The organism is Colwellia sp. 75C3 (assembly GCF_002836255.1).
In the GTDB taxonomy this organism is placed as follows: Bacteria; Pseudomonadota; Gammaproteobacteria; order Enterobacterales; family Alteromonadaceae; genus Colwellia.
This window is the reverse complement of sequence record NZ_PJAU01000033.1, coordinates 549,101-575,269: the sequence shown is the minus strand read 5'-3', so window position 1 is coordinate 575,269 and position 26,169 is coordinate 549,101. Positions and strand designations below refer to the sequence as shown.

Annotated in this window: 17 protein-coding genes; 9 read left to right on the top strand and 8 right to left on the bottom strand. The window is 38.2% G+C overall.

Annotation, left to right across the window (positions count from 1 at the left end):
- Positions 1 to 81 precede the first annotated feature (81 nt).
- The 3 genes from CXF85_RS06905 (at position 82) to arcA (ending at position 3,703) form a co-directional block, all read left to right on the top strand.
- Complete coding sequence (locus CXF85_RS06905) at positions 82 to 1,149, top strand: methyltransferase (RefSeq protein WP_232771105.1); 1,068 nt, start codon at positions 82 to 84, stop codon at positions 1,147 to 1,149.
- A gap of 24 nt (positions 1,150 to 1,173) precedes the next feature.
- A complete protein-coding gene (locus tag CXF85_RS06900) occupies positions 1,174 to 2,805 on the top strand; it encodes a sensor histidine kinase (protein WP_232771104.1) in 1,632 nt (543 codons plus the stop codon).
- Positions 2,806 to 3,001: 196 nt separating this feature from the next.
- On the top strand, positions 3,002 to 3,703 hold the full coding sequence (gene arcA, locus CXF85_RS06895) for a two-component system response regulator ArcA (RefSeq protein ID WP_101227771.1): 702 nt from the start codon (positions 3,002 to 3,004) through the stop codon (positions 3,701 to 3,703).
- A 79-nt stretch (positions 3,704 to 3,782) separates the two neighbouring features.
- Here arcA and CXF85_RS06890 read toward each other — a convergent pair whose 3' ends face one another.
- Complete coding sequence (locus tag CXF85_RS06890; RefSeq protein ID WP_101227770.1) at positions 3,783 to 4,139, bottom strand: Hpt domain-containing protein; 357 nt, start codon at positions 4,137 to 4,139, stop codon at positions 3,783 to 3,785.
- 246 nt (positions 4,140 to 4,385) lie between these two features.
- Between CXF85_RS06890 and folE2 the strand changes: the two genes are divergently transcribed.
- The 3 genes from folE2 to CXF85_RS06875 all read left to right on the top strand — a co-directional run bounded on the left by folE2 (position 4,386) and on the right by CXF85_RS06875 (position 11,840).
- The gene (gene folE2 / locus CXF85_RS06885) at positions 4,386 to 5,312 is read left to right on the top strand and encodes a GTP cyclohydrolase FolE2 (protein WP_101227769.1); all 927 of its coding nucleotides are present in this window, start codon (positions 4,386 to 4,388) and stop codon (positions 5,310 to 5,312) included.
- 614 nt (positions 5,313 to 5,926) lie between these two features.
- The gene (gltB, locus tag CXF85_RS06880; protein WP_101227768.1) at positions 5,927 to 10,387 is read left to right on the top strand and encodes a glutamate synthase large subunit; all 4,461 of its coding nucleotides are present in this window, start codon (positions 5,927 to 5,929) and stop codon (positions 10,385 to 10,387) included.
- A 25-nt stretch (positions 10,388 to 10,412) separates the two neighbouring features.
- Positions 10,413 to 11,840 carry an FAD-dependent oxidoreductase gene (locus CXF85_RS06875; protein ID WP_101227767.1) on the top strand — a complete coding sequence of 476 codons (1,428 nt, stop codon included), beginning with the start codon at positions 10,413 to 10,415 and terminating at the stop codon, positions 11,838 to 11,840.
- Between the two features lie 134 nt (positions 11,841 to 11,974).
- Here CXF85_RS06875 and folA read toward each other — a convergent pair whose 3' ends face one another.
- From folA to rplU, 4 genes are all read right to left on the bottom strand, one after another.
- Entirely contained in the window at positions 11,975 to 12,487 is a 513-nt protein-coding gene (gene folA / locus CXF85_RS06870) for a type 3 dihydrofolate reductase (RefSeq protein WP_101227766.1), read from the bottom strand.
- Between the two features lie 365 nt (positions 12,488 to 12,852).
- Positions 12,853 to 14,016: an Obg family GTPase CgtA gene (cgtA, locus tag CXF85_RS06865; protein WP_101227765.1), complete on the bottom strand. Its 1,164-nt coding sequence runs from the start codon at positions 14,014 to 14,016 to the stop codon at positions 12,853 to 12,855.
- 152 nt (positions 14,017 to 14,168) lie between these two features.
- Entirely contained in the window at positions 14,169 to 14,426 is a 258-nt protein-coding gene (gene rpmA, locus CXF85_RS06860; protein ID WP_011045240.1) for a 50S ribosomal protein L27, read from the bottom strand.
- Between the two features lie 16 nt (positions 14,427 to 14,442).
- On the bottom strand, positions 14,443 to 14,754 hold the full coding sequence (gene rplU, locus CXF85_RS06855) for a 50S ribosomal protein L21 (protein WP_101227764.1): 312 nt from the start codon (positions 14,752 to 14,754) through the stop codon (positions 14,443 to 14,445).
- Positions 14,755 to 15,067: 313 nt separating this feature from the next.
- Here rplU and ispB point away from each other — a divergent pair, with 313 nt between their 5' ends.
- Positions 15,068 to 16,051: an octaprenyl diphosphate synthase gene (gene ispB, locus CXF85_RS06850; protein ID WP_101227763.1), complete on the top strand. Its 984-nt coding sequence runs from the start codon at positions 15,068 to 15,070 to the stop codon at positions 16,049 to 16,051.
- A 155-nt stretch (positions 16,052 to 16,206) separates the two neighbouring features.
- Here the strand turns inward: ispB and mdh are convergent, their stop codons facing one another.
- Complete coding sequence (gene mdh, locus CXF85_RS06845) at positions 16,207 to 17,142, bottom strand: malate dehydrogenase (RefSeq protein WP_101227762.1); 936 nt, start codon at positions 17,140 to 17,142, stop codon at positions 16,207 to 16,209.
- 283 nt (positions 17,143 to 17,425) lie between these two features.
- On the opposite strand from mdh, the gene argR reads away from it, so the two are divergent.
- Positions 17,426 to 17,899: a transcriptional regulator ArgR gene (gene argR, locus CXF85_RS06840; protein ID WP_101227761.1), complete on the top strand. Its 474-nt coding sequence runs from the start codon at positions 17,426 to 17,428 to the stop codon at positions 17,897 to 17,899.
- A gap of 40 nt (positions 17,900 to 17,939) precedes the next feature.
- Here argR and CXF85_RS06835 read toward each other — a convergent pair whose 3' ends face one another.
- Positions 17,940 to 21,365, bottom strand: a complete 3,426-nt coding sequence (locus CXF85_RS06835; RefSeq protein ID WP_101227760.1) for a PAS domain-containing hybrid sensor histidine kinase/response regulator — start codon at positions 21,363 to 21,365, stop codon at positions 17,940 to 17,942.
- A 141-nt stretch (positions 21,366 to 21,506) separates the two neighbouring features.
- On the bottom strand, positions 21,507 to 22,958 hold the full coding sequence (locus tag CXF85_RS06830; RefSeq protein ID WP_232771103.1) for a PhoH family protein: 1,452 nt from the start codon (positions 22,956 to 22,958) through the stop codon (positions 21,507 to 21,509).
- A 231-nt stretch (positions 22,959 to 23,189) separates the two neighbouring features.
- On the opposite strand from CXF85_RS06830, the gene rapA reads away from it, so the two are divergent.
- Complete coding sequence (rapA, locus tag CXF85_RS06825; protein WP_101227759.1) at positions 23,190 to 26,117, top strand: RNA polymerase-associated protein RapA; 2,928 nt, start codon at positions 23,190 to 23,192, stop codon at positions 26,115 to 26,117.
- The last annotated feature ends 52 nt before the right edge of the window (positions 26,118 to 26,169 follow it).

The window sequence follows — 26,169 nt, the reverse complement described above, 5'->3', positions numbered from 1 at the left end:
AATAACCCTATTCCCTTATACTTATTTACCGTAGAATATAACTATTATTATTCCTGTATTTATTGCACTGTGTCTTGCCTTATGTCTTTGTCAAATCCTAGCCAAGTTTTATTACGTAATAGCGAATTACTTATCGCTAAATCTCCCTTATTAATTAACTTACCGGAAGATGGTTTTATTGATGCCTACGTAGATATTCATAAGCCAGACAGTATTAGCTGCTTCAATACCAATTTCATTGACTATCAGGCAATAATCAAAAAACATGGTAGTTCATCTAATAAAAATAATGTTCAGACAACATTCGCCAGTACCTATCAAACAGACACTTGTCATGATCTCGTCATCATAACCTTCCCTAAAAGCAAAGCTGAACTAAATTTCACGCTCGCTATTATTGCTCACTGTATAGATGAGACAACCAAAATATTGTTAGTTGGCGAGAAAAAAGGCGGTATTCAATCTGCTGAAAAATTAACACAAAATATATTATCCTGTTGTCAAAAGGTCGATGCTGCACGCCACTGCATGCTTTTTGTCGGTTTATTTGAGCCAGAAAAATTATCGGTCGTTTTCAACTTACAAGATTGGTTTAAAAAATATCATATTGTCGTTGAAGGTATTGAACTGACTATAGCGTCGTTACCTGGCGTTTTCAGTCAACAGAAATTAGATGTAGGTACATCATTACTACTGAGTAATTTACCCGATAAAATAGTAGGGAAAGTGCTCGATTTTGGTTGTGGTGCTGGTGTTATTAGCTGTTTCATCGGCAAAAAATTTAATGAAGCAAATTTATCTCTACTTGATGTAAGTGCCTTAGCATTAACCTCGGCAAAAGAGAGTTTAGCGTTAAACAATCTAGCGGGTAATGTATTCCCGTCAAATAGCTTATCTGATGTTAACGAACACTATCACCATGTTGTTTCAAACCCTCCTTTTCATCAAGGTGTTAAAACACACTATCAAGCCAGTGAAGACTTTTTAGCCGGCATTAACCAAAAATTGAACAAGCAAGGCAACATCACCATAGTAGCCAACAGTTTTTTACGTTATCAACCTATTATGGAAGCACACATTGGTAATACTCGCGTGATAACAAAAGAGAAAGGGTTTACTATTTACCAAGCTCAGCTATCATCAAAGTAACAGCAGACTAATTTATTGGGTACCATGCCACACTTAATCAACACCATGTCACTGCATAGTCGCCTAGTACAGAGCATAATGGCTTTATGCGCAATAATATTACTCACGGTATCAACGAGTATTATTTATATAGTTGATGAACAAGGTAATAAAAATATTGCCAGTGAGACTCGCGCATGGGCAAATATCCTGGCAAGTAATAGTAGTGTCTTTTTAGAAAGCGAAAATGATAATAGTCAAAGTAAGCTCAAAAGTGAGCTTGAAAAATTAATTTCGACTACCCTAATAAATCGCATACATGTGTATCGTTCGAATGAAGATGGCAGCATTGAGTTTTTTAGTAGTTATAATAAAAATCACAAATTTCCAGCAATCAGCGATAAAATTGACCAAATATCACAATTAAGTACGATACACTATGAAGAAAACCACCTAGAGTTGATTGTCAAAATCATCGAAGAACAGCGTACTATAGGTTATCTATTTATCCAATCTAGCTTGCTAAAAAAGCAGAATTTCATCAGTAAATTAATCTATGTAATGTTTGGTTTTCTAATTTTTGTGCTTATTTTATCCTTTAGTATTTCACAATGGTTATTCAATAAAACCAACCAACCTATTGCCAAGTTAATTGAAGATGTGGGACAAATATCACAAAATAAAAATTACCAAACTCAATTAGCTACTCAACCTTATAAAGAACTTGATATTCTGGCTAAAAACATCAATATTTTATTACTTCGCACTGATAAACATATCACGACCATAATTGATGAACACCAATATGCCTTATCTCAAAACCAAGCTCTAGAAAATAGACTTAGTGCCAGAACCGACGCATTAAAAGAGTCAAATCAAGAGTTACTTTCTACATTAGAAAAACTGCATGAGTTTCAGGGGCAATTGGTTGAAACAGAGAAGATGGCTTCACTTGGTGATTTAGTTGCCGGTATAGCACATGAAGTAAACACCCCTATTGGCTTAGGTGTAACTGCTTCAAGCTTATTAGCAGACAAGTTAAGTGAAATTAAAACAGCTTTTGAAGACAAAACATTAAAATCTAGCCAATTAAAAAAATTCTTAACTGATAGTGATGAAAATGTCTCGATTATATTCCGTAACCTAGAACGAGCGGCAAAATTAATATCAAGCTTTAAAAAGGTTGCTGTTGACCAATCCAGTGCTGAATCCCGCACATTTAATGTTAAAGGTTTATTAGATGAAGTCTTATTAACACTCTCAGCAAAAATAAAATCAGCCAATGTCACTATCTCCGTAATATGCCCTGACGATCTCGATATTAATAGTAAACCGGGCCCTATCAACCAAATATTAATCAATCTAATATTAAATTCAATTTACCATGCTTTTGAGGGGCTAGATCATGGCACCATCGCTATAAACGTGATGAACTTAAGTGATCAATTACATATTAATTATAGTGACGATGGCATTGGTATTGATAATTCCATGAAAGCAAAGATTTTTGACCCGTTCACTACCACTAAGCGAGGCAGCGGCGGCAGTGGCTTAGGCATGCATTTAGTATACAATTTAGTAACCCAAGCGCTAGATGGTCATATAGTACTTGAAGATGATATTGAACATGGAGTGAGTTTTGATATCACCTTTCCTGTAGAATTAGCATCAACTTAATGAAATAATAGCCTTTAAAAATTGTTTTTTCATTTTCTCTTGACTAAAATAGTTAAATAATTGTAAATATATTACACATACTCGTTATCATTCACAGTGCAAAATTTGAAATATGCATATTGACTGATAATGGGGATATAGTTCACTCATTAAATAATAATCGCAATAGCCATTTAAATATTAGGTAAATACCAACATGCAGACATATCAAATCTTAGTTGTCGAAGATGAAGACGTCACCCGCTTTAACTTACGCAATTTATTTGAAGCAGAAGGTTACGTCGTTTTCGAAGCTGTTGATGGTAATAGTATGGCTGAGCAGCTTAGACTACACACTATCAACCTTGTCATTATGGATATCAATTTACCCGGAAAAAATGGTTTGTTATTAGCTCGTGAATTAACTACCAATAAGGACATGGGATTAATTTTCCTTACCGGTCGAGATAGCGACATTGATAAAATTCTTGGCTTAGAAATTGGTGCTGATGATTACTTAACCAAACCATTTAACCCGCGAGAGTTAACAATCCGAGCGCGTAATATCTTAAGCCGTATTGGACAAACAAGTACTGAACCAGAACAAAGTATAGTGAGCTTCAATCAATGGACTTTAGACGGTAATTCTCGTCAAATGACTAGCCCTGAAGGTGAAATCATTGCGATCCCACGTGGAGAATATCGTGCATTAAGTTTGCTTATCAAAAATTCTGGTAAAATAATTTCTCGCCAAGAGTTAATTAAAGAAATGACTGGCAGAGATTTACGCTCTAATGACCGTACAGTTGATGTCACCATAAGAAGGTTACGTAAGCACTTTGAGTTAAATCAAAATACACCAGAGCTTATTAATACCATTCACGGTGAAGGATATCGCTTTGTCGGTACGCTAGATTAATATTCGTTAATATTAAGGTAGTTTAGCAGCCCTAAAGGACGACTAAACTACCATCTAAACAAAACCTGCCGGTAGTTACTTACTTACTTACCAACCAACTTTTAAAAGCAATAATTGCTTGTTCATTCGATAATCTTAATTCTTTTAACGACAGCGCTTTTTCCTCTTTAGCTTCGTCCGTTTTTTCTAATAACTTTAATTGTCGATGCAATTGGTACATGCCAACACTCGCTGCAGCGCCTTTCATTTTGTGGCAGTGCTCTTCCCAACCAGATAATGAATCGCTCAGTTGTGCACTTTCAATATCGTTAAGGTAAATTTCAACTTGCTGACAATATAAAGCGAGCATCTTCTCGACAATAGTTTTACCTAAGCTGTCTAAATAACCTTCAAGTAATTCAAAATCTAAGTAGGGATTCGATTGTTCAGTTCCCATAGAGACACCTTTTTTCACGAATAATAGAGAGTATCTCTATATTACCGCAGTAATAAATATCAGACAAACTTCTTGAAAAATAGCATAAAACACGTCCTATTCTCATCTTTTTTATCTATAGAGCAACAACAGTAATGATTACCATTAAAAAATAAGCTAGAATGTGCGCCCTTAGATCTACTCTTCGTCATATTCTAAAAAAGTCTCGGAGATTAGTTAGTAACTATCGTTTAAAGTGGAGTCGAAATGACGACATCAATGCCAGATATAGCCAACCATACAACTGCTCAAACCGAGGGTACACTTGACTGGGTTGGCATGAGTAACATTGAAATGCCTGTAATGGTCGCTTCAAAAGACCAAGCCGAACGTATGGTGTCGGCTCATATTGATGCATTTGTTAACTTAAAAGAAGCTCAGGCTAAAGGCATTCATATGTCACGCCTTTACTTGCTTATCGATGAGCTATCTACAAGTAATGTGCTTAACTATCAAAGTTTAGTTAGCTTGCTTGACGGCTTTATTAGCAGTCACCAAGAATTAAGTGATCAAGCTAAAGTTCAATTCAGCTTCGATTACCACTTGCGTAGAAAATCATTAATTAGTGGCAAAGAAGGCTGGAAAGCATACCCAGTAATAATTACTGGCTTCTTAAATAAAGGCCAACTCACTATCGAGTTAACCATTGATGTACCTTATTCATCTACTTGTCCGTGTTCTGCTGCCCTTGCTAGACAATTAATACAACAGGCTTTTCAAGATAAATTTGCACAACAAAGCGAGCTAGCGCTAACCGACATCCATGACTGGTTAGGAACAACAGAAGGTATTGTAGCAACTCCTCATTCACAACGTTCTGTTGCTGAAGTAAAAGTAAAACTTAATTCAAGTATTAGTGAATTTCCTATTACTGAATTAGTTGATCTTATCGAGAACTCTCTAAAAACACCGGTACAGGCTGCAGTTAAACGCGAAGATGAGCAAGAATTTGCTCGTCTTAATGGCCAAAACCTGATGTTTTGTGAAGATGCTGCACGTCGCTTACAACATAGTATGAATCAGACAGATAAATTTGATGATTTCTGGTTGCGTATTAATCATTTAGAGTCACTTCATGCCCATGACGCTGTAAGTGTCACGACCAAAGGTATTGAGGGTGGTTATCAGCCTTAGGCTATAACCCGCTATTTATAAAACTAAAAGCCAATAGTGATAACACTATTGGCTTTTTTGTTTTTACTCCTCACCACTTAGAGCTAATACAGTTTAATTAAGTTTGTGATCCTGTTGTGCTTAGGAAAAATAAATCAGTCCAAGGCACTTGATTAAGCATTCATTGGCCATTTGCTCTATACAGACAACAACCTTATTCGCAATTTCGTCATTTAAAATCCTCCTTAGTGAATAAGCCAAATCGCTATAATACAACCTACAACACCCATAACCTGAATAAATATTGAATATGCCCTAAAAGCATAAAACCCATCAAAATGTAGTTTTATTTCATGATTTTTCATCATATGAAACATAAGTCATATTACAAAAACATCAAAACCCATAAAATCAACCACTTACAAATATTAAATCTCACCAGCCGGTTACAAAAAAGAACAAAAATGTAAATTAATTACGAGCAAAAGCTCTATTATGATTGACCTTTAGCTAATAACTGAGTAATGTTGAATGTCCACTTACTTAATAAGAGGAGTATTTATGCATTTTTTCCATGCCTTTATTCCTCTTTGACTGTCCTGTGAGTAAGTTGGCTTATTATTTAGGAGAAAAGAATGCAGCTTTATGATCATAGCGTCCAAAAAGACAACTGTGGCTTCGGTTTAATCGCCCATCAACATGGCGAGACTAGCCACAAACTTATCAAGACCGCTATTTCCGCTTTAGATCGTATGCAACATCGTGGCGGTATCGCTAGCGATGGTAAAACAGGTGACGGTTGTGGTTTGTTATTACAGAAACCGGATAGCTTTTTTCGCGCCGTAGCTGCAGACAATAACTGGAAGCTAGGTAAAAAGTATGCGGTAGGCATGATTTTCCTAAGTCCTGACCCTATTGAAGCTGCACTGTCTAAAAAAGTATTAGAACAAGAGTTAGCTAACGAGAGCTTAACGTTAATCGGTTGGCGAACAGTACCTACCGACACCTCTGTGTTAGGTGAAATAGCCATAGGTAACTTGCCAAAAATTGAGCAAATATTTGTTGACGCTCCTCCAGGATGGAGAAATCTAGAACTAGAACGTCGTTTATATATGGCCCGTCGTCGTGCTGAAAAACGCATTACGGATGAACGATTTTATGTAGCAAGTTTGTCTTGCTTAGTGACAATCTACAAAGGCTTAATGATGCCGGTAGATTTACCTAATTTTTATTTAGATTTAGCTGATATACGGATGCAAAGTGCAATTTGTGTATTCCATCAGCGCTTTTCAACGAATACCTCACCACAGTGGCATTTAGCACAACCATTTCGTTATTTAGCACACAATGGTGAAATCAATACCATTAATGGTAACCGTCAATGGAGTCGAGCAAGAACGCATCGTTTTAAGTCACCTTTATTGCCTGATTTGCAAGATGCAGCACCTTTTGTTGGCCAAAAAGGCTCTGATTCATCGTCTTTAGATAATATGCTCGAGCTATTTTTAGCTGGTGGTATGGACTTATACCGTGCAATGCGTTTATTGATGCCGCCTGCATGGCAGAACAGTCCATTGATGGATGATGATTTACGTGCCTTCTATGAATTCAACTCTATGCACATGGAACCGTGGGATGGCCCTGCTGGCGTAGTAATGACTAACGGTCGTCATGTTGCCTGTAATCTTGATAGAAACGGCTTACGACCGGCTCGTTATGTCATCACACGTAATGGTTTTATTACCCTTGCCTCTGAAGTCGGTATTTGGGATTACGGTGAAGATGAAGTCGTAGAAAAAGGTCGTGTAGGTCCTGGTGAAATGCTCGCCATTGATACCTATACAGGTAAAATATCACATTCATGCGATATTGATAATGATCTTAAGGATCGTCATCCATATAGAGAGTGGTTAGATAAAAACATCCGTCGTTTAGTGCCCTTTGACCAACTCGAAGCTAATTTAATTGGTCAACGAGTATTTACTGATTTAGAGATGACTCAGTACCACAAAATGTTCAATTACAGCTATGAAGAAATTCAACAAGTCATTAGAACATTAGCTGAGAATGGCCAAGAAGCAACGGGTTCTATGGGTGATGATACACCTATGGCTGTATTATCAAGTCAAACACGTACTTTATATGACTATTTCCGCCAACAATTCGCGCAAGTAACAAACCCGCCAATAGATCCATTACGTGAACGTTATGTGATGTCATTAGGCACCTGCATTGGTCGTGAGCACAACGTATTTAACGAAACATCAGGTCATGCAGACCGTATGTTATTCTCGACTCCGGTACTTATGTATACCGGCTTGAAGCAATTACGTGAATTGGACCCCGAACATTATCGTTCAGATACACTAACGCTAAGTTTTAAAGTAGAAGAAGGCTTAGAAGCCGCCATAAGACGACTGTGTGATGAAGCTGAAACACTGGTTCGCAATAGTGGTACTGTTATCTTGGTATTGTCGGATAGAAATATCCAAGCGGGTTTACTGGTTATTCCTGCAGCAATGGCTGTTGGTGCAGTTCAAAAACGTTTAGTAGATCAACAGTTACGTTGCGACTCCAATATTATTGTAGAGACAGGCTCTGTACGTGACTCACATCAATACGCAGTCTTACTTGGCTTAGGTGCTACGGCAATATATCCATACTTAGCGTTTGAAACTATTGAACAACTTGTTGAACAAGGACAAATAGATTTATCAGCCCGTGATGCTATCGTTAATTATCGAGAAGGCATTAACAAAGGTTTATTGAAAATATTATCTAAAATGGGTATCTCTACCATTGCCAGTTACCGTTGTGCCGGCTTATTTGAAGTCATTGGCTTAAATGAAGATATCATGAAGCTTTGTTTTAGTGACTTACCAAGTCGTCTTAAAGGTGCAGACTTTAGTGATATCCAACAAGATGCCATCAACCTAACGCGCAAAGCATTTTTACCTCACCAGAAAGTTAATCATGGCGGCTTATTAAAGTATGTTCATGGTGGTGAGTATCACGCTTTTAATCCTAATGTTGTTAACTACTTGCAACGTGCGGTACAAAACGGTGATTATAATGATTATCGTACTTTTGCCGATGAAGTGAATAATCGTCCCATTGCCACCATCCGTGACTTATTAAAACTTAAAGATGACTGCGAGCCTATTGCACTCAATGAAGTTGAAGCTGAAAGTGAAATGTTCAAACGTTTCGATAGCGCGGCGATGTCTGTTGGTGCACTTAGCCCTGAAGCACATGAAGCACTTGCGATTGCAATGAACCGATTAGGTGGTTTTTCAAACTCAGGTGAAGGTGGTGAAGATGAACGTCGTTACGGTACCGTTAAAAACTCTCGTATCAAGCAAATTGCTTCTGGACGTTTTGGTGTTACCCCGCATTACTTAGTCAATGCCGACGTACTACAAATAAAAGTAGCGCAAGGGGCTAAACCAGGTGAAGGTGGTCAATTACCGGGTGATAAAGTATCGCCATTAATTGCTAAATTACGTTATTCCGTACCCGGTGTTACCTTAATTTCTCCGCCGCCACATCACGACATTTATTCGATTGAAGATTTAGCTCAGCTAATTTTTGATTTAAAACAAGTTAATCCAAAAGCGATCATCTCGGTTAAGTTAGTATCTGGCCCAGGAGTTGGCACAATCGCTTCCGGTGTTGCTAAAGCGTATGCCGACTTTATAACTATTTCAGGTTACGACGGTGGCACTGCGGCTAGCCCACTTACTTCTGTCAAATATGCCGGTTGTCCATGGGAAATGGGCTTAGCAGAAGCTCATCAATCATTGGTAACCAATGGTTTACGTCATAAAGTTCGTTTACAAGTTGATGGCGGTTTAAAAACCGGTGTAGATATTGTTAAGGCGGCTATTTTAGGCGCTGAGAGCTTTGGTTTTGGTACTGCGCCTATGGTTGCTTTAGGTTGTAAGTTCTTACGTATTTGTCATCTTAATAACTGTGCTACTGGTGTAGCAACACAAGATGAAGTTTTACGTGAACAGTTCTTTAAAGGTTTGCCTGAACAAGTAATGAATTATTTTAAATTTATTGCTCGTGATGTCCGCGAAATTCTTGCCAGCCTTGGGGTAAAAACTTTAACTGATATCATAGGTAGAACTGATTTATTAATACAAGTAGATGGCATTACTTCTAAGCAAAGCAAGTTAGATTTATCACCGATAATCGCGCCTGTTGTTGCGGATGAAAATACCGCGCTTCATCAAACACAAGAAAACACTGCCTTTGATAAAGGGCAGTTAAATCAAAATATTTTAGCTGCTGCGAGTGATGCGGTAGCGCATAGTAAAGGTGGTGAATTCCGCTTTAACATCCAAAATACCGATCGCTCTGTTGGTGCTACGTTATCAGGTGAGATAGCTCGTCACCATGGCGACCAAGGTATGGCTGCATCTCCAATAACGATACATTTGTCAGGTACTGCCGGGCAAAGTTTTGGTGTCTGGAATGCTGGCGGTTTACACATGATTTTGACTGGTGATGCCAACGATTATGTCGGAAAGGGTATGGCTGGCGGTAAACTAACCATCAAACCACCTGTAGGTGTTGAGTATGCTAGCCACGAAACCATGATTATGGGTAATACTTGTCTATATGGTGCGACTGGCGGTAATTTATTCTCTTCTGGTCGTGCTGGTGAACGTTTTGCGGTGCGTAACTCAGGTTGCCAAGCGGTTGTTGAAGGCACTGGTGATCATGCCTGTGAATATATGACTGGCGGTATCGTCACTATATTAGGTGATACTGGTGTTAACTTTGGTGCTGGTATGACTGGCGGTTTTGCTTATGTTTTAGACGAAACAGGTGATTTAGATATTCGTCTAAATAAAGAGTCTATCGAAATGCTAGCTATTGAAGAGCTAACAATTCACCAAGAACATTTACGTGGCATCATCAATCAACATTTTGAAGAAACAGGAAGCTTACGTGCTCAAGAAATTCTTCACGATTTTGATAAATATGCTCCATTATTTAAATTAATTAAACCAACAGCTACCGATGTAAAAACCTTGTTAGGTCACCGTAGTCGTTCAAGTGCAGAACTTCGCGTGCAAGCACAATAATTGATAAGTATTAAGGATTAAAATAATGAGTAAAAATGTTTATCAATTTATTGATGTAAAGCGTATAGACCCAGCAAAGAAATCTATAGACGAACGTAAAATTAATTTTGTCGAAATCTATCAACCGCTAGGCAATGAACAAAGTGCGGGTCAAGCAGACCGATGTCTCGACTGCGGTAACCCATACTGTGAATTTAAGTGCCCTGTGCATAATTACATTCCGCAATGGTTAGAGTTAGTAACTGAAAATCGCATTTTTGAAGCGGCTGACTTATGTCATGAAACTAATAGCCTGCCAGAGATGTGTGGCCGAGTTTGCCCACAAGATAGGTTATGTGAATCAGCCTGTACTTTAAACGATGAGTTTGGCGCAGTCACGATAGGTAATATCGAAAAACATATTACTGATACCGCTATTGCGCAGGGTTGGAAGCCTGACTTATCTCACGTAGTAAAAACAGGTAAACGTGTTGCTGTTATTGGTGCTGGCCCTGCAGGAATTTCCTGCGCTGATAGACTGACCCGTAATGGTGTTGACGTTGTTGTTTATGACAGGCATGCACAAATTGGTGGTCTACTAACCTTCGGCATCCCATCATTCAAATTAGAAAAAAGCGTCATTCAAACGCGACGTGAAATTTTAGAAGGCATGGGCGTTGAGTTTCGTTTAAACACTAATATCGGCACTGATATTAGTTTTAGTGACATTAGCGATGAATATGACGCTGTATTTCTAGCTTTAGGGACTTATAAAGACATGAGCGGCGGTTTTGATAATGAAGGCGCACATGGCGTTTATAACGCTTTAGATTTCTTAATCGGCAATACTCAGAAGCTCATGGGCATTACCGAAGCAGAAAGTAATCAAGTTAAGCCTTATGTCAATTTCAAAGATAAAAAAGTGGTTGTCTTGGGTGGTGGTGATACTGCCATGGATTGCGTGCGTACTTCCATTAGACATGAAGCGACGACAGTCACTTGTGCTTATCGTCGTGATGAAGCGAATATGCCTGGCTCACCTCGTGAAGTTCAGAACGCTAAAGAAGAAAGTGTAAATTTTGAGTTCAACCTTCAGCCGCTTGATATTGCTGTGGATGAACAAGGCATTGTTATGGGTGTTAAGTTTGTTAAAACCCAACTAGGCGCTGCTGATGCGAGCGGTAGACGTAATCCTGAGCCTATAGCGGGTAGTGAATTTATCATGGAAGCTGATGCAGTAGTTATTGCTTTTGGTTTTTTACCTAGTCCACCACAATGGATGATTGATGCTGGGGTAAAATTAGACTCTCGTGGCCGTGTAGTTGCGGTTGATAGCTCTGACTTTGCGCTACAAACCTCTAAGAAAAACATTTTTGCTGGTGGCGATATGGTGCTTGGCTCTGACTTAGTGGTTACTGCCGTTGATCAAGGTCAAAAAGCTGCCATGGGTATTTTAGATTACATCACTCAGTAACGAGAAATTAATGTCTTAATTCATATTTTAAGAAAGTAATATTTAGCATATTAAAAAAGCGGTACGTTAATAACGTACCGCTTTTTTATTGTATAATTTTTCTTTATGTAACTTATCGAGCTTAACTGCTAAGGCTACTTAGTCTTACGATCGTAGACACAAAAATCTAATTGATGGACATTCTTTTCATCTGCTCCACGTAACTCACTACTTACTTTTTCCCAGCTACCATCATCATAATTGGGGAATTGGGTATCGCCATCAATGTCTGCGTTGATATGAGTTACATATAAACGATCAGCTGTAGGTAAACAATGCGCATATATAGCACCGCCACCAATAACCATGATCTCGTCAACCGCTACATCACCATTTGAGCCATTAACTAAGGCTAATGCCTGTTCGACTGAAGTTACTGTATCAATTCCTGCTGCTGCATAATTTTCATCACGAGAAATAACTATATTACGTCGACTTGGTAGAGGTCTGCCAATAGACTCAAACGTTTTTCGCCCCATGATAATAGGCTTGCCTAAAGTCACTTTTTTAAAATAAGCTAAATCAGCAGGTAAGTGCCATGGCATATCATTGTCTTTGCCAATTACATTGTTATCCGCTGTAGCAACTATCATCGATAAAATGGTCATAAAACTCTCAAAATTATTTATACCAAGTTGATTAAGTTCTTTCCCACCCAGCGATAATTAAAAGGCTTAGAGGCAAGGCATTGATTGAAGAGAATGGTTATTCCCTTATCAAAATCAATAACGCAGCATGTAAGCCTTTTAAAATCGCCCTCTGGGAGCTTTCTCGATGCCCACTAACATCGTTAAATTCATTTGATTTAGAATGACTAAACCGAAACAAATTTTCCTTGTTAATGAACATCGAGCAAGCTCTGAGTTGGGAAGAAATTTAATCAAATTGGTATTACTGTACAATCAAAATAAAAGGGTAAAAAAAAAGCACTGGTTTATAAAAATAAACAAGTGCTTAGTATCAACCGGGTAGGTTACTGACGATATTCTACTTCAACATCGTAGTCATCTTCATCCCAGTCTTCATCATCTAAGTCATCATCTGCAGCATGAGCCGCGATAGTTTCTTCATGATAGGTATCCCATTTAAACTCAACAGTTTTACCATCAATCACTTCTTCCTCTTCAGGAGGTAGCTCTTCGATAAATGTCATCACTTTCTGAGTTAAATCTTTTGTACCTGAACGATTAACTGCAGAGATACTATGTACCTCACCTTCCCAACCAAGACCCGCTAAGATCCTATCGGTAATTTCTTTCGCTTCTTCTTCAAGCACTAAATCAAGTTTGTTGAAAACAACCCAGCGAGGTTTCCCTGCTAGTTTTTCATTATGTTGTTCTAGCTCACTTATAATGACTTTTGCGTTCTCTAATGGGTCTGAGCCATCTACAGGCATGATATCAATGACGTGTAACAAGATACGACAACGTTCAAGATGTTTTAAGAACTGTGTTCCTAAACCTGCACCGTCTGCGGCCCCTTCGATAATACCGGGGATATCAGCAATAACAAAACTACGCTGCGTATCTAAACGTACTACACCTAAATTAGGTACTAAAGTAGTAAATGGATAGTCAGCGACTTTCGGTGTTGCAGCAGAAACACTACGGATTAAAGTCGATTTACCTGCATTAGGTAAACCTAACAAACCAACATCAGCAAGTAATAACAATTCTAATTTAAGGTTTCGAATTTCACCTGGCGTACCATCAGTTCTCTGACGAGGTGAACGGTTGGTACTACTTTTAAAACGTAAATTACCCAAACCATGCCAACCGCCTTTAGCAACAAGCATTTTCTGGCCTTTATGCGTTAAATCGCCGATTTGCTCACCCGTATCTTCATCGATAGCGCGTGTGCCAACAGGTACTTTTAACACTAAGTCTTCAGAGCCCTTACCCGTACAGTTCTGAGGTTGACCATTTTGACCACGTTTAGCACGATGAAAACGTTCAAAACGGTAATCGATTAAGGTGTTTAAGCCTTCATCTGCCATCAAATAAACATCGCCGCCATCGCCGCCATCACCACCATTAGGGCCGCCATACTCAATAAATTTTTCTTTACGGAAACTGACACAGCCGTTGCCGCCATCACCCGCTTCAACTCTGATCTCAGCTTCATCAACAAATTTCATGGAATCTCAATAACCCTAATATGGTAAGTCTTTTACAATTACCGCTAGTATAAACTATTTTTGCCTGACTAAAAATGAATCTCTGCTCAGTCAAAAAAAAATCAAAAAAAAACCTCGCATGAAGCGAGGTTTTTATAAATCGAAGTTCTTACTTAGTCAGCAATAATGCTAACGAACTTACGACTCTTTGGACCTTTCACTTCAAATTGTACTTTACCGTCAGATAAAGCAAATAAAGTATGATCTTTACCGATACCCATGTTGCTACCAGCGTGGAAACGAGTTCCACGTTGACGAACAATGATGTTACCAGCTAAAACAGATTCACCACCAAAGCGTTTAACACCTAGGCGTTTTGCTTCTGAATCGCGACCATTTCGTGTACTACCTGCAGCTTTCTTATGTGCCATGTCAAAATGCTCCTAATTAGCCGTTAATACCAGTAATCTTCACTTCAGTGAACCATTGACGATGGCCCGCTTGTTTGCGTGAATGCTTACGACGTTTAAATTTAACGATAGTAACTTTAGGAGCGCGGGCTTGTGTAACAACCTCCGCAACAACTTTGCCACCAGCAACGTAAGGCGCGCCTACATTGATGTTATCGCCATTAGCGATCATTAAAACGTTATCAAATTCTACTGTTGCGCCTACTTCAAGCTCAAGCTTTTCTAGACGAACTGTTTGTCCTTCGGTTACACGATGCTGTTTACCACCGCTTTGGAATACCGCGTACATAGCTACTCCGTACTGCGCCATTTTTTACTTAATAAAGTAAAGTTATATGACGCTAAAGTTTAAAAATATAGGGCGCAAATTCTACGCGAAGAATACAACAAGGGCAAGTGTAAATACGATCATTTATTAAGTTAATTACTCTTTTATGCTTTTTAATTGCTTTTCACCTAAGAATTACAACAAAGCGACTAGAAAACTACTTTTGCATAAAATTTAGTGTAAACTTTGCCTACATAACTAATTGAATACTTTTGATTACTCTTGATTAATAACTAGTCAAAAAAACGAATCAAAATAGCTGAAGAAAAGTGGCATGGTAAATAAAGTAAATATTAAAGCAATACAGACACTAGCGCAAAGCGATATGACAGCAGTAAATGATCTTATTTATGAACAATTGCAATCTGATGTCGCATTAATTAACCAACTCGGTATCTATATTGTTAACGGTGGCGGCAAGCGAATGCGCCCTATGTTAACGGTTCTTGCAGCTAGAGCATTCGCGTATCAAGGCGAAAAACATTGGGAAATCGCGGCGATTATTGAGTTTATTCATACAGCTACGTTATTACATGATGATGTCGTGGATGAGTCAAATATGCGTCGCGGCAGAGAAACTGCCAATGCGCTATTTGGTAATAGTGCCAGTGTATTAGTCGGTGATTTTCTTTATACACGCTCTTTTCAAATGATGACTAAATTGGGTGATATGCGCATTATGGATATTTTATCTGAGGCCACTAATATAGTCGCTGAAGGTGAAGTTTTGCAGTTAATGAACTGTAATGATGCAAGTACTACTGAAGAAAGCTATATGCAGGTCATTTATTGTAAAACGGCTAAGTTGTTTGAAGCAGCAACACGCCTTGCTGCTATAATAGCCAATCAAGATGATAAAACTGAACAGGCCATGGCTGATTATGGCAAGTTTCTAGGTACCGCATTTCAGTTAGTTGATGACATTATGGATTACACCGCTGACGCTAAAGAAATGGGTAAAAATGTCGGTGATGATCTTGCAGAAGGTAAACCAACCCTACCGTTATTATATGCCCTAAAACATGGTAATAGTGCCCAGCAACAATTAATTAAAGAAGCTATTGAACTAGGTAACGGCATGGATAACCTTGATTTGATACTTCAAGCAATGGAAGAAACAGGTTCTTTGCGTTATACCCAGCAACAAGCTGAAATTGAAGCTGACAAAGCCATTAAGGCACTTGATGTCATTGCTGATAGTGAACACAAACAAGCATTGATTTCCTTGGCTCATATCGCCGCCAATAGAAGTCACTAAGCGAGCAATTTAAGCTAGAAACCATATTTTAACACTATGATGATATCTGCTTAACCCAGCCATTTAAGTATCAAAGTAAATAAATAAAAAAGCGCTGTTACCATTTGACCAGAGTCAAAGATAACAGCGCTTTTTTTTGATGATTTTATGGAGGCTTAGCTAGCCATAAAATCAACACCTTCTTGGATATCTTTTTTCAAGGTAGCAAGCATATCTTCTTTTGCTTGTTGCTCAAAAGCACTTAACTTACCGTAAGCTAAAATTTCACTAACACCATTTACGCCAAGACGTACAGGTTGTGCGAAAAACAATGCATCTTCACCGTTACCTTCAACGTATGCGTAATCAACAACATCTTCACCTTGTAGGCCTTTAACTAAAGACATACAAAAACGTGCTGCTGCAGCGCCCATAGAAAGTGTCGCAGAACCGCCACCAGCTTTTGCTTCAACTACTTCAGTACCAGCATTCTGGATACGAGGAGTTAGGGTAGCAATTTCTTCATCTGAGAAAGTAGCACCTTCAACTTGAGATAATAATGGTAAAATAGTTGTGCCTGAATGACCACCAATTACCGGTACTTTAACGGTAGCAACGTCTAAGCCTTTCAGCTCAGCAACAAAAGCTTCACTGCGGATAACATCTAATGTAGTAACACCGAAAAGACGCGCTGCATCATAAGTGCCCGCTTTTTTAAATACTTCTGCAACAATTGGTACAGTGCCGTTAACTGGGTTAGTAATTACACCTACTAACGCTTTAGGACAACTTGCAACAATGCCTTCAGCCAATACTTTAATAATGCCAGCATTAACGTTAAATAAATCAGCACGGTCCATACCTGGCTTACGTGGCATACCCGCTGGGATCAAAACAATATCAGCACCTGTTAATGCACCGCTAAGATCATCACGACCAAAACCTGCAACTTTAACGTCAGTTGGGATGTGTGATAAATCTACCGCAACACCTGGAACAACTGGTGCAACATCATATAAAGACAACTCAGAACCTGCTGGTAATTGAGTTTTTAATAATAATGATAATGCTTGACCAATACCGCCTGCGGCGCCTAAAACAGCTACTTTCATGTGACTTCTCCGAAACTAAGTGGGGTTATTTGTTGTAAAACTAGTGTTTGAAATATTATTCGAGTAAATACGTTAATTTTTTCTGACCAAAAGATATAGTATAAGTCAGTAAAAAACAATTATTATACTCTTTTACTCAGATATTAACTTTCAGTATGATGATACGATAACATATACCCGAGCCACTTGAAGATGCGTATTTCATGTGGTTTCGGTATATACTAGCGTTATTTATAGTGATTACAAACGCCACTTTAGTCTACTACAGGGTTGATTTCGCATTATGAGCGGTTTACAAAAACAAGAAGCACTCGTACAAGCATTTAAAGATTTATTAAAACAAGAGCAGTTTGGCTCTCAAGGTGAGATTGTTGATGCATTAAAAGCCAATGGTTTTGACAATATCAGCCAATCAAAAATATCTCGTATGCTCAGTAAATTTGGTGCGGTAAGAACTCGAAATGCTCGCCAAGAGATGGTTTATTGCTTACCAGCTGAGTTAGGTGTTCCAACCGCACAAAGTCCGCTCAAACAGTTAGTATTAGAAATAGAACACAATGAGGTGATGATAATTCTTCAAACCAGTCCAGGCGCAGCTCAACTAATTGCTCGACTACTTGATAGCTTAAGTAAGAGTGATGGTGTACTTGGCACTATTGCTGGCGACGATACTATTTTTATTGCTCCTACCGATGTGAGTAAAATCAATGAAACCATCAAAAAATTAGAAGAGCTTTTCTCTAAAAATTTAAGCTGATTATTTAAGTAGATAATAAAATAAAAGCTTAGATTAATTTCTAAGTTTTTATCGTACTGAGCACTTCATTTATGCTGCTAAACAATGCTTTTCCTGTAACAGGTTTAGGCATATGTAAATTCATTCCCGCGGCTAAACTCTGTTGTTTATCTTCATTTCTAGCATGGGCAGTCATCGCAATAATCGGTAAAGACTGAAAATCACTTTGTGCTCGAATATGCTTAGCTGCGGTGAGTCCATCCATAATGGGCATTTGAATATCCATTAACACCACATCAAATTTTTGTTCCGCTAATATATCTAAAGCCCCTTGGCCGTTATCGGCTATCGTTACTTGAGCATGCATGCTCAATAGTAACTCTTTAGCAACTAACTGGTTAACTAAGTTGTCTTCCACCAATAACACGGACACGCCTTGTAAATTTCTTTCTTCGCTGGTAATTAATACTTTTTTCTTATTAACTATGTCTGCTTTGTTCCTTAGCTTTTCTTGATAAACAAGGTGACTTTCAGCGATGGGCCTTAAACGACTAACCTGTTGAGATGACTGTTCACCCTTATTTGCTAACGTTTGATTGAGCAATGCTTGTGATATTTGGTCAAGGGAATAACGAAATAAAGGCATATCAACTAATAAGTACGGTGTAGAGAGTTCATCTAAGTAAACGCAAGTTTCGTTGCTCAATGGTGTTAACGCTGGCTGACACAAACACAGTAACCTGAATTCAGCTAAAGGCGAGATTAATTCTTGATTACTTTGTCGCTGAACAAAACCAATTTCGTCAATAAGTAATACACTATCCGCCACTATATCTATTTGTTGCAACTCATCAACACTGCGCACTTCATGCAATGACCAGTTCATTTGAGTAATGCTTTTGACAAAACTCACAGAGAGTTTTTGATTTACCGCATAAACAGTTATGTTAGCCACTAGAGGCTGATCCAATTCTGCAGGTAAGTTTGTCAATAACTCTTCACTCACTAGCTGGGCTGAATTATCCATTGTAGCTGAGCTATCGCTCTCTATTGTATCGAGCTGTACTCTTTGTAATGGCAGTACAAAGCTTAGCTCACAGCCCTTCCCTAATTGACTAGTAAGACTGATCTCCCCGCCTAACAGTTTAATAATTTGCTGACAAATAGATAAACCTAAACCAGAACCGCCATATTTACGCGTCATTGATTCATCAGCTTGGCTAAAAGCGTTAAATAAATGACTTTGATTATCAGTAGCAATGCCTATCCCGGTATCTCTTACTCGAAAGCGGACCTTAGCCACAGTATCTTTTAATAAAAGCACATCAATGGTTAACTTAATTTCACCTTGCTCGGTAAACTTGATGGCATTATTGAATAAATTTGCTAACACTTGCACTAAGCGCATTTCATCGCAAATGACATTGCTAGGCACGTCTACACTCATATCAATCAATATATCAACGCGTTGATGATTTACATTGGTAATATTAAGCTTTAGCGCTTTATCTATAATTATCGGCAAATTAACTGCGTTTTGGCTGACAATCATTTTACCCGCTTCAATTTTAGATAAATCTAACAACTCATCAACGAGGTGAAGCAGGGTCGATGAGGCACTTTGTGCATTAACTAAATAATGCTGCTGACGGGGATCTAGGGCAGTATGTGCTAATAAGTCCATCATTCCTTGCATAGCATTGATTGGCGTTCTCACTTCGTGACTCATATTCGCTAGAAATTGAATCTTCACTCGGTTAGCGTACTCGGCTTGATTTTTCGCTTTTTCCAGTGCGGATTGCGTTGCTTGCTGCAACGTAACATCATGAAAGATACTGATAGAGCCGAGAATATTTCCTTGTTCATCGGTAAATTGATTACAGAAACCTTGATAAATATAATCCCCAGCATTAATAAGCGCTTGCTGCGGGTAAATATCATTATTATTGGCATTTAAGTTATTGATTTCTTTTGCCAAAGCTACAGGCATAAAAGTAGTTGATTTAACGCCTAACATTTCTTCAACCGAATGATTAGCTAAACGTTCAAAAGCCTGATTACACCCCATCAATAATCCCTTAGGGTCATTAAAAACAATCAATTCAGGGATAGCATTCATTACAGAGCGCAATAACGCATAATCACGTTGATGTTTAGCACTAGTCTCTTGTAATGCCTTCGTTTTTTCTATTACACGACTATCCAACACATCATTTTGATCTGTTAATTGTAATAATAAACTACGATTTTGAGCAAAAATATCTTCAACCACCTGAAACCAATGTAACCAATCAGCTGCAGGGGTAATCTTACCCGGATCTCCTTCCGCACAATATTGAATATGACTAATAAATTCAGTCGTAGGCTTAATAAAAGTGCGCTTAGTCATGGTATTAACTAACATCAAAAATGCCAGTAAGCCGATAAATAACAAAGAAAAAACAAATATAAAATCACTATACTGTGGCGATGCAAAATTTTCATACCGTTGATATTTAAGTAAAGTCCAGCCATTAGCCGTGAGCACTTGTTTTTCAATAAACCAATCACCTAAGCGTTCTGTATTTCCTATTTTAGCTAAATTTTCAGCATTCAGACTTTGAAGTGGCTTAGGTAATAAGTCTTGCCAAGAAGCGCGGTAACTTAACGACTCTTTACCTAAACGTTTTGACAGTAGAATATCATTATTTTCATTATATAAAATAAGGCCTTGATCACTAGAGTCTAATTCAGACAGACTGGCATGCAAACGCGAGAGATTGATATCAATAACCACTGAGCCTAACAACTTACCTTGAAGAAAAACACCTGTGCCTAATGAAGCATTCATGCCTCCGCCTGCTGCATCAAGATAAGGAGCAGACCAAAGTACACGATTAGAATTTGATGTTAATGCTCGCATGGTTTGGTTATGTGGGCTATTTAAGGTTTGTGTACTAAACTGCCATATTTCTCGATCAACCCAGGGGTATATATTCACAAAATCATCAAAGGAAATGTAATAAAACCATGTGGCTTCTTTAAGGATATTTTGTGCCGCAACAAATGCAGGCGTTAATGCATTAGCCATAGCGATTTCTTGTTGTTTAAGCGTATCAAACTGACTAATTTCCCCTACGCCAGTTATATTACTACTTAAACGTTTACCTTGCTTAATGACATCATGCACAGGCTTATTTAAATAAAACATATCGCCTTGTTGTGACAAGGAAGGCATAGGAATATTTATTTCGTTGGGGTGCTTTAGAATATACTCAGCAAATTCTTGTATGCCAACTACCGCTTGCACACTTTGCTCTAGCATAATGTTTAGTTGTTGAGCTTCTTGTTTGAGCTCAGTCAAACTTTGCTGTTTATGCTGGGAAATTTGATTAAAATAACGGAATGAGGCCGCAGAAAAGGCAACGAGAATAATGACAATAAAGGCCACTACAACGGTAATATTATAGCGTCTAAAAACTGTACTGATGCCCGTTTGATAATACACTAAAACGCCTTAACTTTTTGTTTACATAATCAGATAACTGGCTAAGTTAAAGCAGTCAGATCATTTAAACAAGAACTAAACAAGAGTTAAACAAGGAAAAGTAACTTATTTAAACAAGTCACCTTCCATACAGACTAAAAGCTATAAATTCTCCTCCGCAAAAGCAGCAAGTCGACTGCGTACCACACCGTTTAAGTTAACAGTAGCTGACCCAGGAAAGTCTTTAAAGCGCTCGACAATATAAGTCAAACCTGAGGTTACTGCCGTTAAATAATTACTATCAATTTGTGCTAAATTACCCGAACAAACGAGTTTAGTGCCTTCACCACAACGAGTGATAATAGTTTTTAACTGAGCCGCCGTTAAGTTTTGACATTCATCAAGCAGTACCAGGGCATTTTGAATACTACGACCCCGCATAAAGTTCACAGACTTAAATTGGATATTCGCTTTATCCATAATGTAACTCAAACTGCCATGCATACTTTCATCTTGTTGATGTAATACTTCAAGAGAATCCGTTATTGCCGCAAGCCAAGGTGCCATTTTCTCTTCTTCGGTACCTGGTAAAAAGCCAATAGATTCTGCAATTTCAGGGGTACTACGTGTAACAATTATTTTGTCATAAAGACCACGTTCTATTACTTGCTCTAAGGCTGAAGCTAAGGCTAACAAGGTTTTACCACTCCCTGCTGGCCCTGTAAGGATCACCAAATCTATAGTAGGATCCAATAAAGCATCCATTGCCATGCCTTGATAAACATTTTTAGGATGAATACCCCAAGCATTTTTCGCTAACAGTCGCTCTCGGCCGAGGTCTAAGATTGATATTCGCTCATCATCCCAACCGGTAACCTTACCCGCAAATGTATCACCTTCATCGAGTAAGTATTCATTGATATAAGTTAAAGGTACGGTATCTCGAGCTACATAATGAGTAGTATTTCGCCCTTCGGTCTCACTATCTACAGATTGAATGTGTTGCCAGAAGTCTCCTTCAAATTGATGGTAACCTTTAGTCAAAAATTGAATATCGTCAATGAGCTGATCAGTTCTATAATCTTCTACGTGGGCTAGCCCTGCTCCCTTGGCCTTCAGACGCATATTGATGTCTTTAGTGACTAAAACAATTTTTTTATGCGGCGTTTTCTTTTGAATATACAAAGCAGCGTTAATAATACGATTATCATTTTCATTGAAAGATAAGGTGTGAGCCGTTTTCTCAAGGGCATAATCATTAATAATGGCGAGACGACCACTAGGATGTTGATCATCGTTTTGGGGGAGTTTAACACCGGCAAGTACTTGCTCTGGACTGGCATCTCGTAAAGTATCTTCAAGCGCTCGTATAGCTACCCTAGCGTCACGGCTGACATCTTTACGCCTATCTTTAATTGAATCGAGTTCTTCCAACACTGTCATGGGTACAACGACATCGTGCTCTTTAAAAGATAAAAAAGCGAAAGGTTCATGCAAAAGGATATTGGTATCTAAAATATAGACAATTGGTTGTTCAACGTTATCTTCGGTTTGAAGTGCCGAGGTTACTTTCTCATTTAACTTATTCTCATTATTCATATTCTCTTTAGTCATGACTAATCTCCGTGATTCACTGACAAAACAAATATAAAAGAGCAATACAGTAATCAATATCAACTAAAGTATAGCTTATTAACATTAATATCTTATTTATAGTGAAGCAAGCATAATTTTTTAATGATTCCGTCTATGATTAAGAGTAATATAGCGCATTTTTTTACCCCGAGTTTTAATGCTTAGTATCCCAATTAATGATAACTAAGCAATCGTTGGAGAAGTAAGTTTATGCCATTTCAGGTAGGTCAGCGTTGGATCAGTGACAGTGAATCAGATCAAGGATTGGGTACAGTAACAGGGGTTGAACACCGCTTTGTTAATATTATTTTCACGGCGACAGGTGAAGCGCGTAAATACGCGAAAGAAAATGCACCATTAACACGTGTTATATTTAATCAAGGTGACCTTATTCCTAGCCACGAAGGCTGGTCTCTAAAAGTAATTTCACAAAGTGAAGCTCATGGCATAATTAGCTATGAGGGCATACGCCAAGACACCAATGAACAAGTAATTTTAAAAGAAGTGATGATAGATCATTTTATTAAATTCAATAAACCCCACGATCGTTTACTCAATAGCCAAGTTGACCGTTTAGATTGGTTTCGCTTACGTAAAGATTGCTTACAACATCAATATCAGCAACAACAATCAGATTTAACTGGTTTGACTGGTGGTCGAGTTAGCTTAATCCCACATCAACTTTACATTGCTGATGAAGTAGGCAATCGCTTTGCCCCTCGCGTTTTACTTGCCGATGAAGTTGGCTTAGGTAAAACCATTGAAGCAGGTCTGATCATTCATCAACAATTAGTCACTGGCCGTGCCAAAAGAATTCTGATCATAGTACCAGAGTCTTTAATGCATCAATGGCTGGTTGAAATGCTACGCCGTTTTAACCTTAACTTTAGTATTTTTGATAATGAACGTTGTGTTGAAACCAGCCAAGATAATTATATTGATGGCAAAAAAGCCAATCCTTTTAGCTCAGAACAATTAGTACTGGTTAATCTAGGGTTTATTACTAATAATCCAGAATGGTATGAAGCACTGGTTAGTGAAGATTGGGACTTAATGGTCGTCGATGAAGCACATCACTTAAACTGGCAACAAGATAAACCTAGCATTGAATATCAATGTATTGAACAACTTGCACAAGTTATTCCTGGCGTTTTATTGTTAACCGCCACCCCTGATCAATTAGGTCATGAAAGTCACTTTGCTCGTTTACGGTTGTTAGATGCGGATCGTTTTTATGATTATCAAAAATTTATCGAAGAAGAGTCACACTATAGTGAAGTTGCTGATGCCGCCAATGCTTTAGTCGAGGGTAACAAGCTTTCTAGTGAGCAAGAGACAACACTTACTCATTTATTGAAAGAAATTGATATCAGCGTGCAACTTACTGAGTTAAACCAAACAGATATCACACTATCAGCAAAAGTACGCCAAGACTTGTTAAAACAATTACTTGATAGACATGGTACTGGTCGTATTTTGTTTAGAAACTCTCGAAATACGATTAAAGGCTTCCCTGCCCGACAAGTTGTGCCAACAGCACTAAATATGCCTGAGCAATATCAAGAAAACATTAATGAGTTTATGCTCAGTGACTGCCCAGAAAGTTTAGTTAAATCAAAACAAGCTAAATATATTTTCACGCCAGAAATGCTGCACGGCTTAGATCAAAAAAATGAGACCTGGACTAACTTTGATCCTAGAGTCGATTATTTAATTGAATTGTTACAGTCACTTAAAAAAGAAAAAGTTTTAGTTATTTGTGCTCATGCACAAACAGCGATTGATTTAGAAGCTGCGCTTCGTATTAAAGAAGGTATTCGTGCCGCAGTTTTCCATGAAGGTTTATCAATCTTTGAACGTGATAAGGCTGCCGCTTATTTTGCTCAAGATGAAGACAGTGCTCAACTTTTGTTGTGTTCTGAAATTGGTAGTGAAGGACGTAACTTTCAATTCGCTCATCATTTAGTACTGTTTGATTTACCCTGTAATCCCGATTTATTAGAGCAACGCATTGGCCGATTAGATCGTATTGGTCAAACTGAGGTCATTCGTATTCATGTACCTTACTTTGAAGATTCAGCCCAGCAGTTATTATTTGATTGGTACCATCAAGGTATGCAAGCATTTGAGCACACTTGCATTACCGGCCGAGTAGTTTTTGAAACATTTGGCGAGCAGTTACTTTCGCTAGCATTAACTTGCCAGCAACAGTCAACTGAAGCTGAAGCGCTTATCAGTGATAGTTGGCAAAAACACTTAACCATTAAAGCTGAGTTGGAGTCAGGTCGAGATAAACTGTTAGAGCTTAACTCTTCAGGACAAGGGCGTGCTCATGAACTAGTTGAAAAAATTCAAAAAGTGGATGACGATATAGGGTTACCACAGTTTATGTTCCAAGCCCTTGATGTTTTTGGTGTTCAACAAGATGATAAAGCAGATAATGCTATCGCCTTAAATCAAAGCGAACATATGCTGAATAGCAATTTCCCTTGTTTACCAGAAGATGGCACAACGATCACCTTTGATAGAGAGACCGCTTTAATTAATGAAAATTACCAGCTACTCACTTGGGATCATCCGATGGTCCGTGGTGTTATGGATATGGTATTGTGTGATGAAATTGGTAATGCCAGTATTGGTTTATTAAAAAATGAAGCCTTACCTGTTGGTACCTTCTTCATTGAATGTTTATTTACCGTTGAAGCAACAGCGCCAGCTCATTTACAATTAGGTCGTTACTTACCGACAACGCCAATTCGTATTTTAGTTGACAAAAATGGCTATAACTTAGCGGAAAAAATCAGTGAAAGTGTACTTGATAAACAGTTATCGCCCGTTAAAAAGCAAATGGCATTACAACTTATCAAAGCACTAAAGCCTCAAATTGCACCTTTGGTTGAAAAAGCAGAAGCACATGGCGCGCAACATATTGTTGCAATCCAAGAAAAATCATTAGCGGCTATGCAAAACAAACTCTCATTAGAGCAACAACGATTAACCGCGTTAAAAGCGATTAATCCAAGTGTTCGACAAGAAGAGATTGATTTTATTAGTCAACAGCAAAATGAGTTAAGCCACTATATTGATAAAGCGCAATTGACTTTTGAAGCAATTCGCATGATTGTGGTTACACACTAATTGCCTGTATATTAATTTCCAGCACTGTAATATCTGTAGCCTAATGAATAAA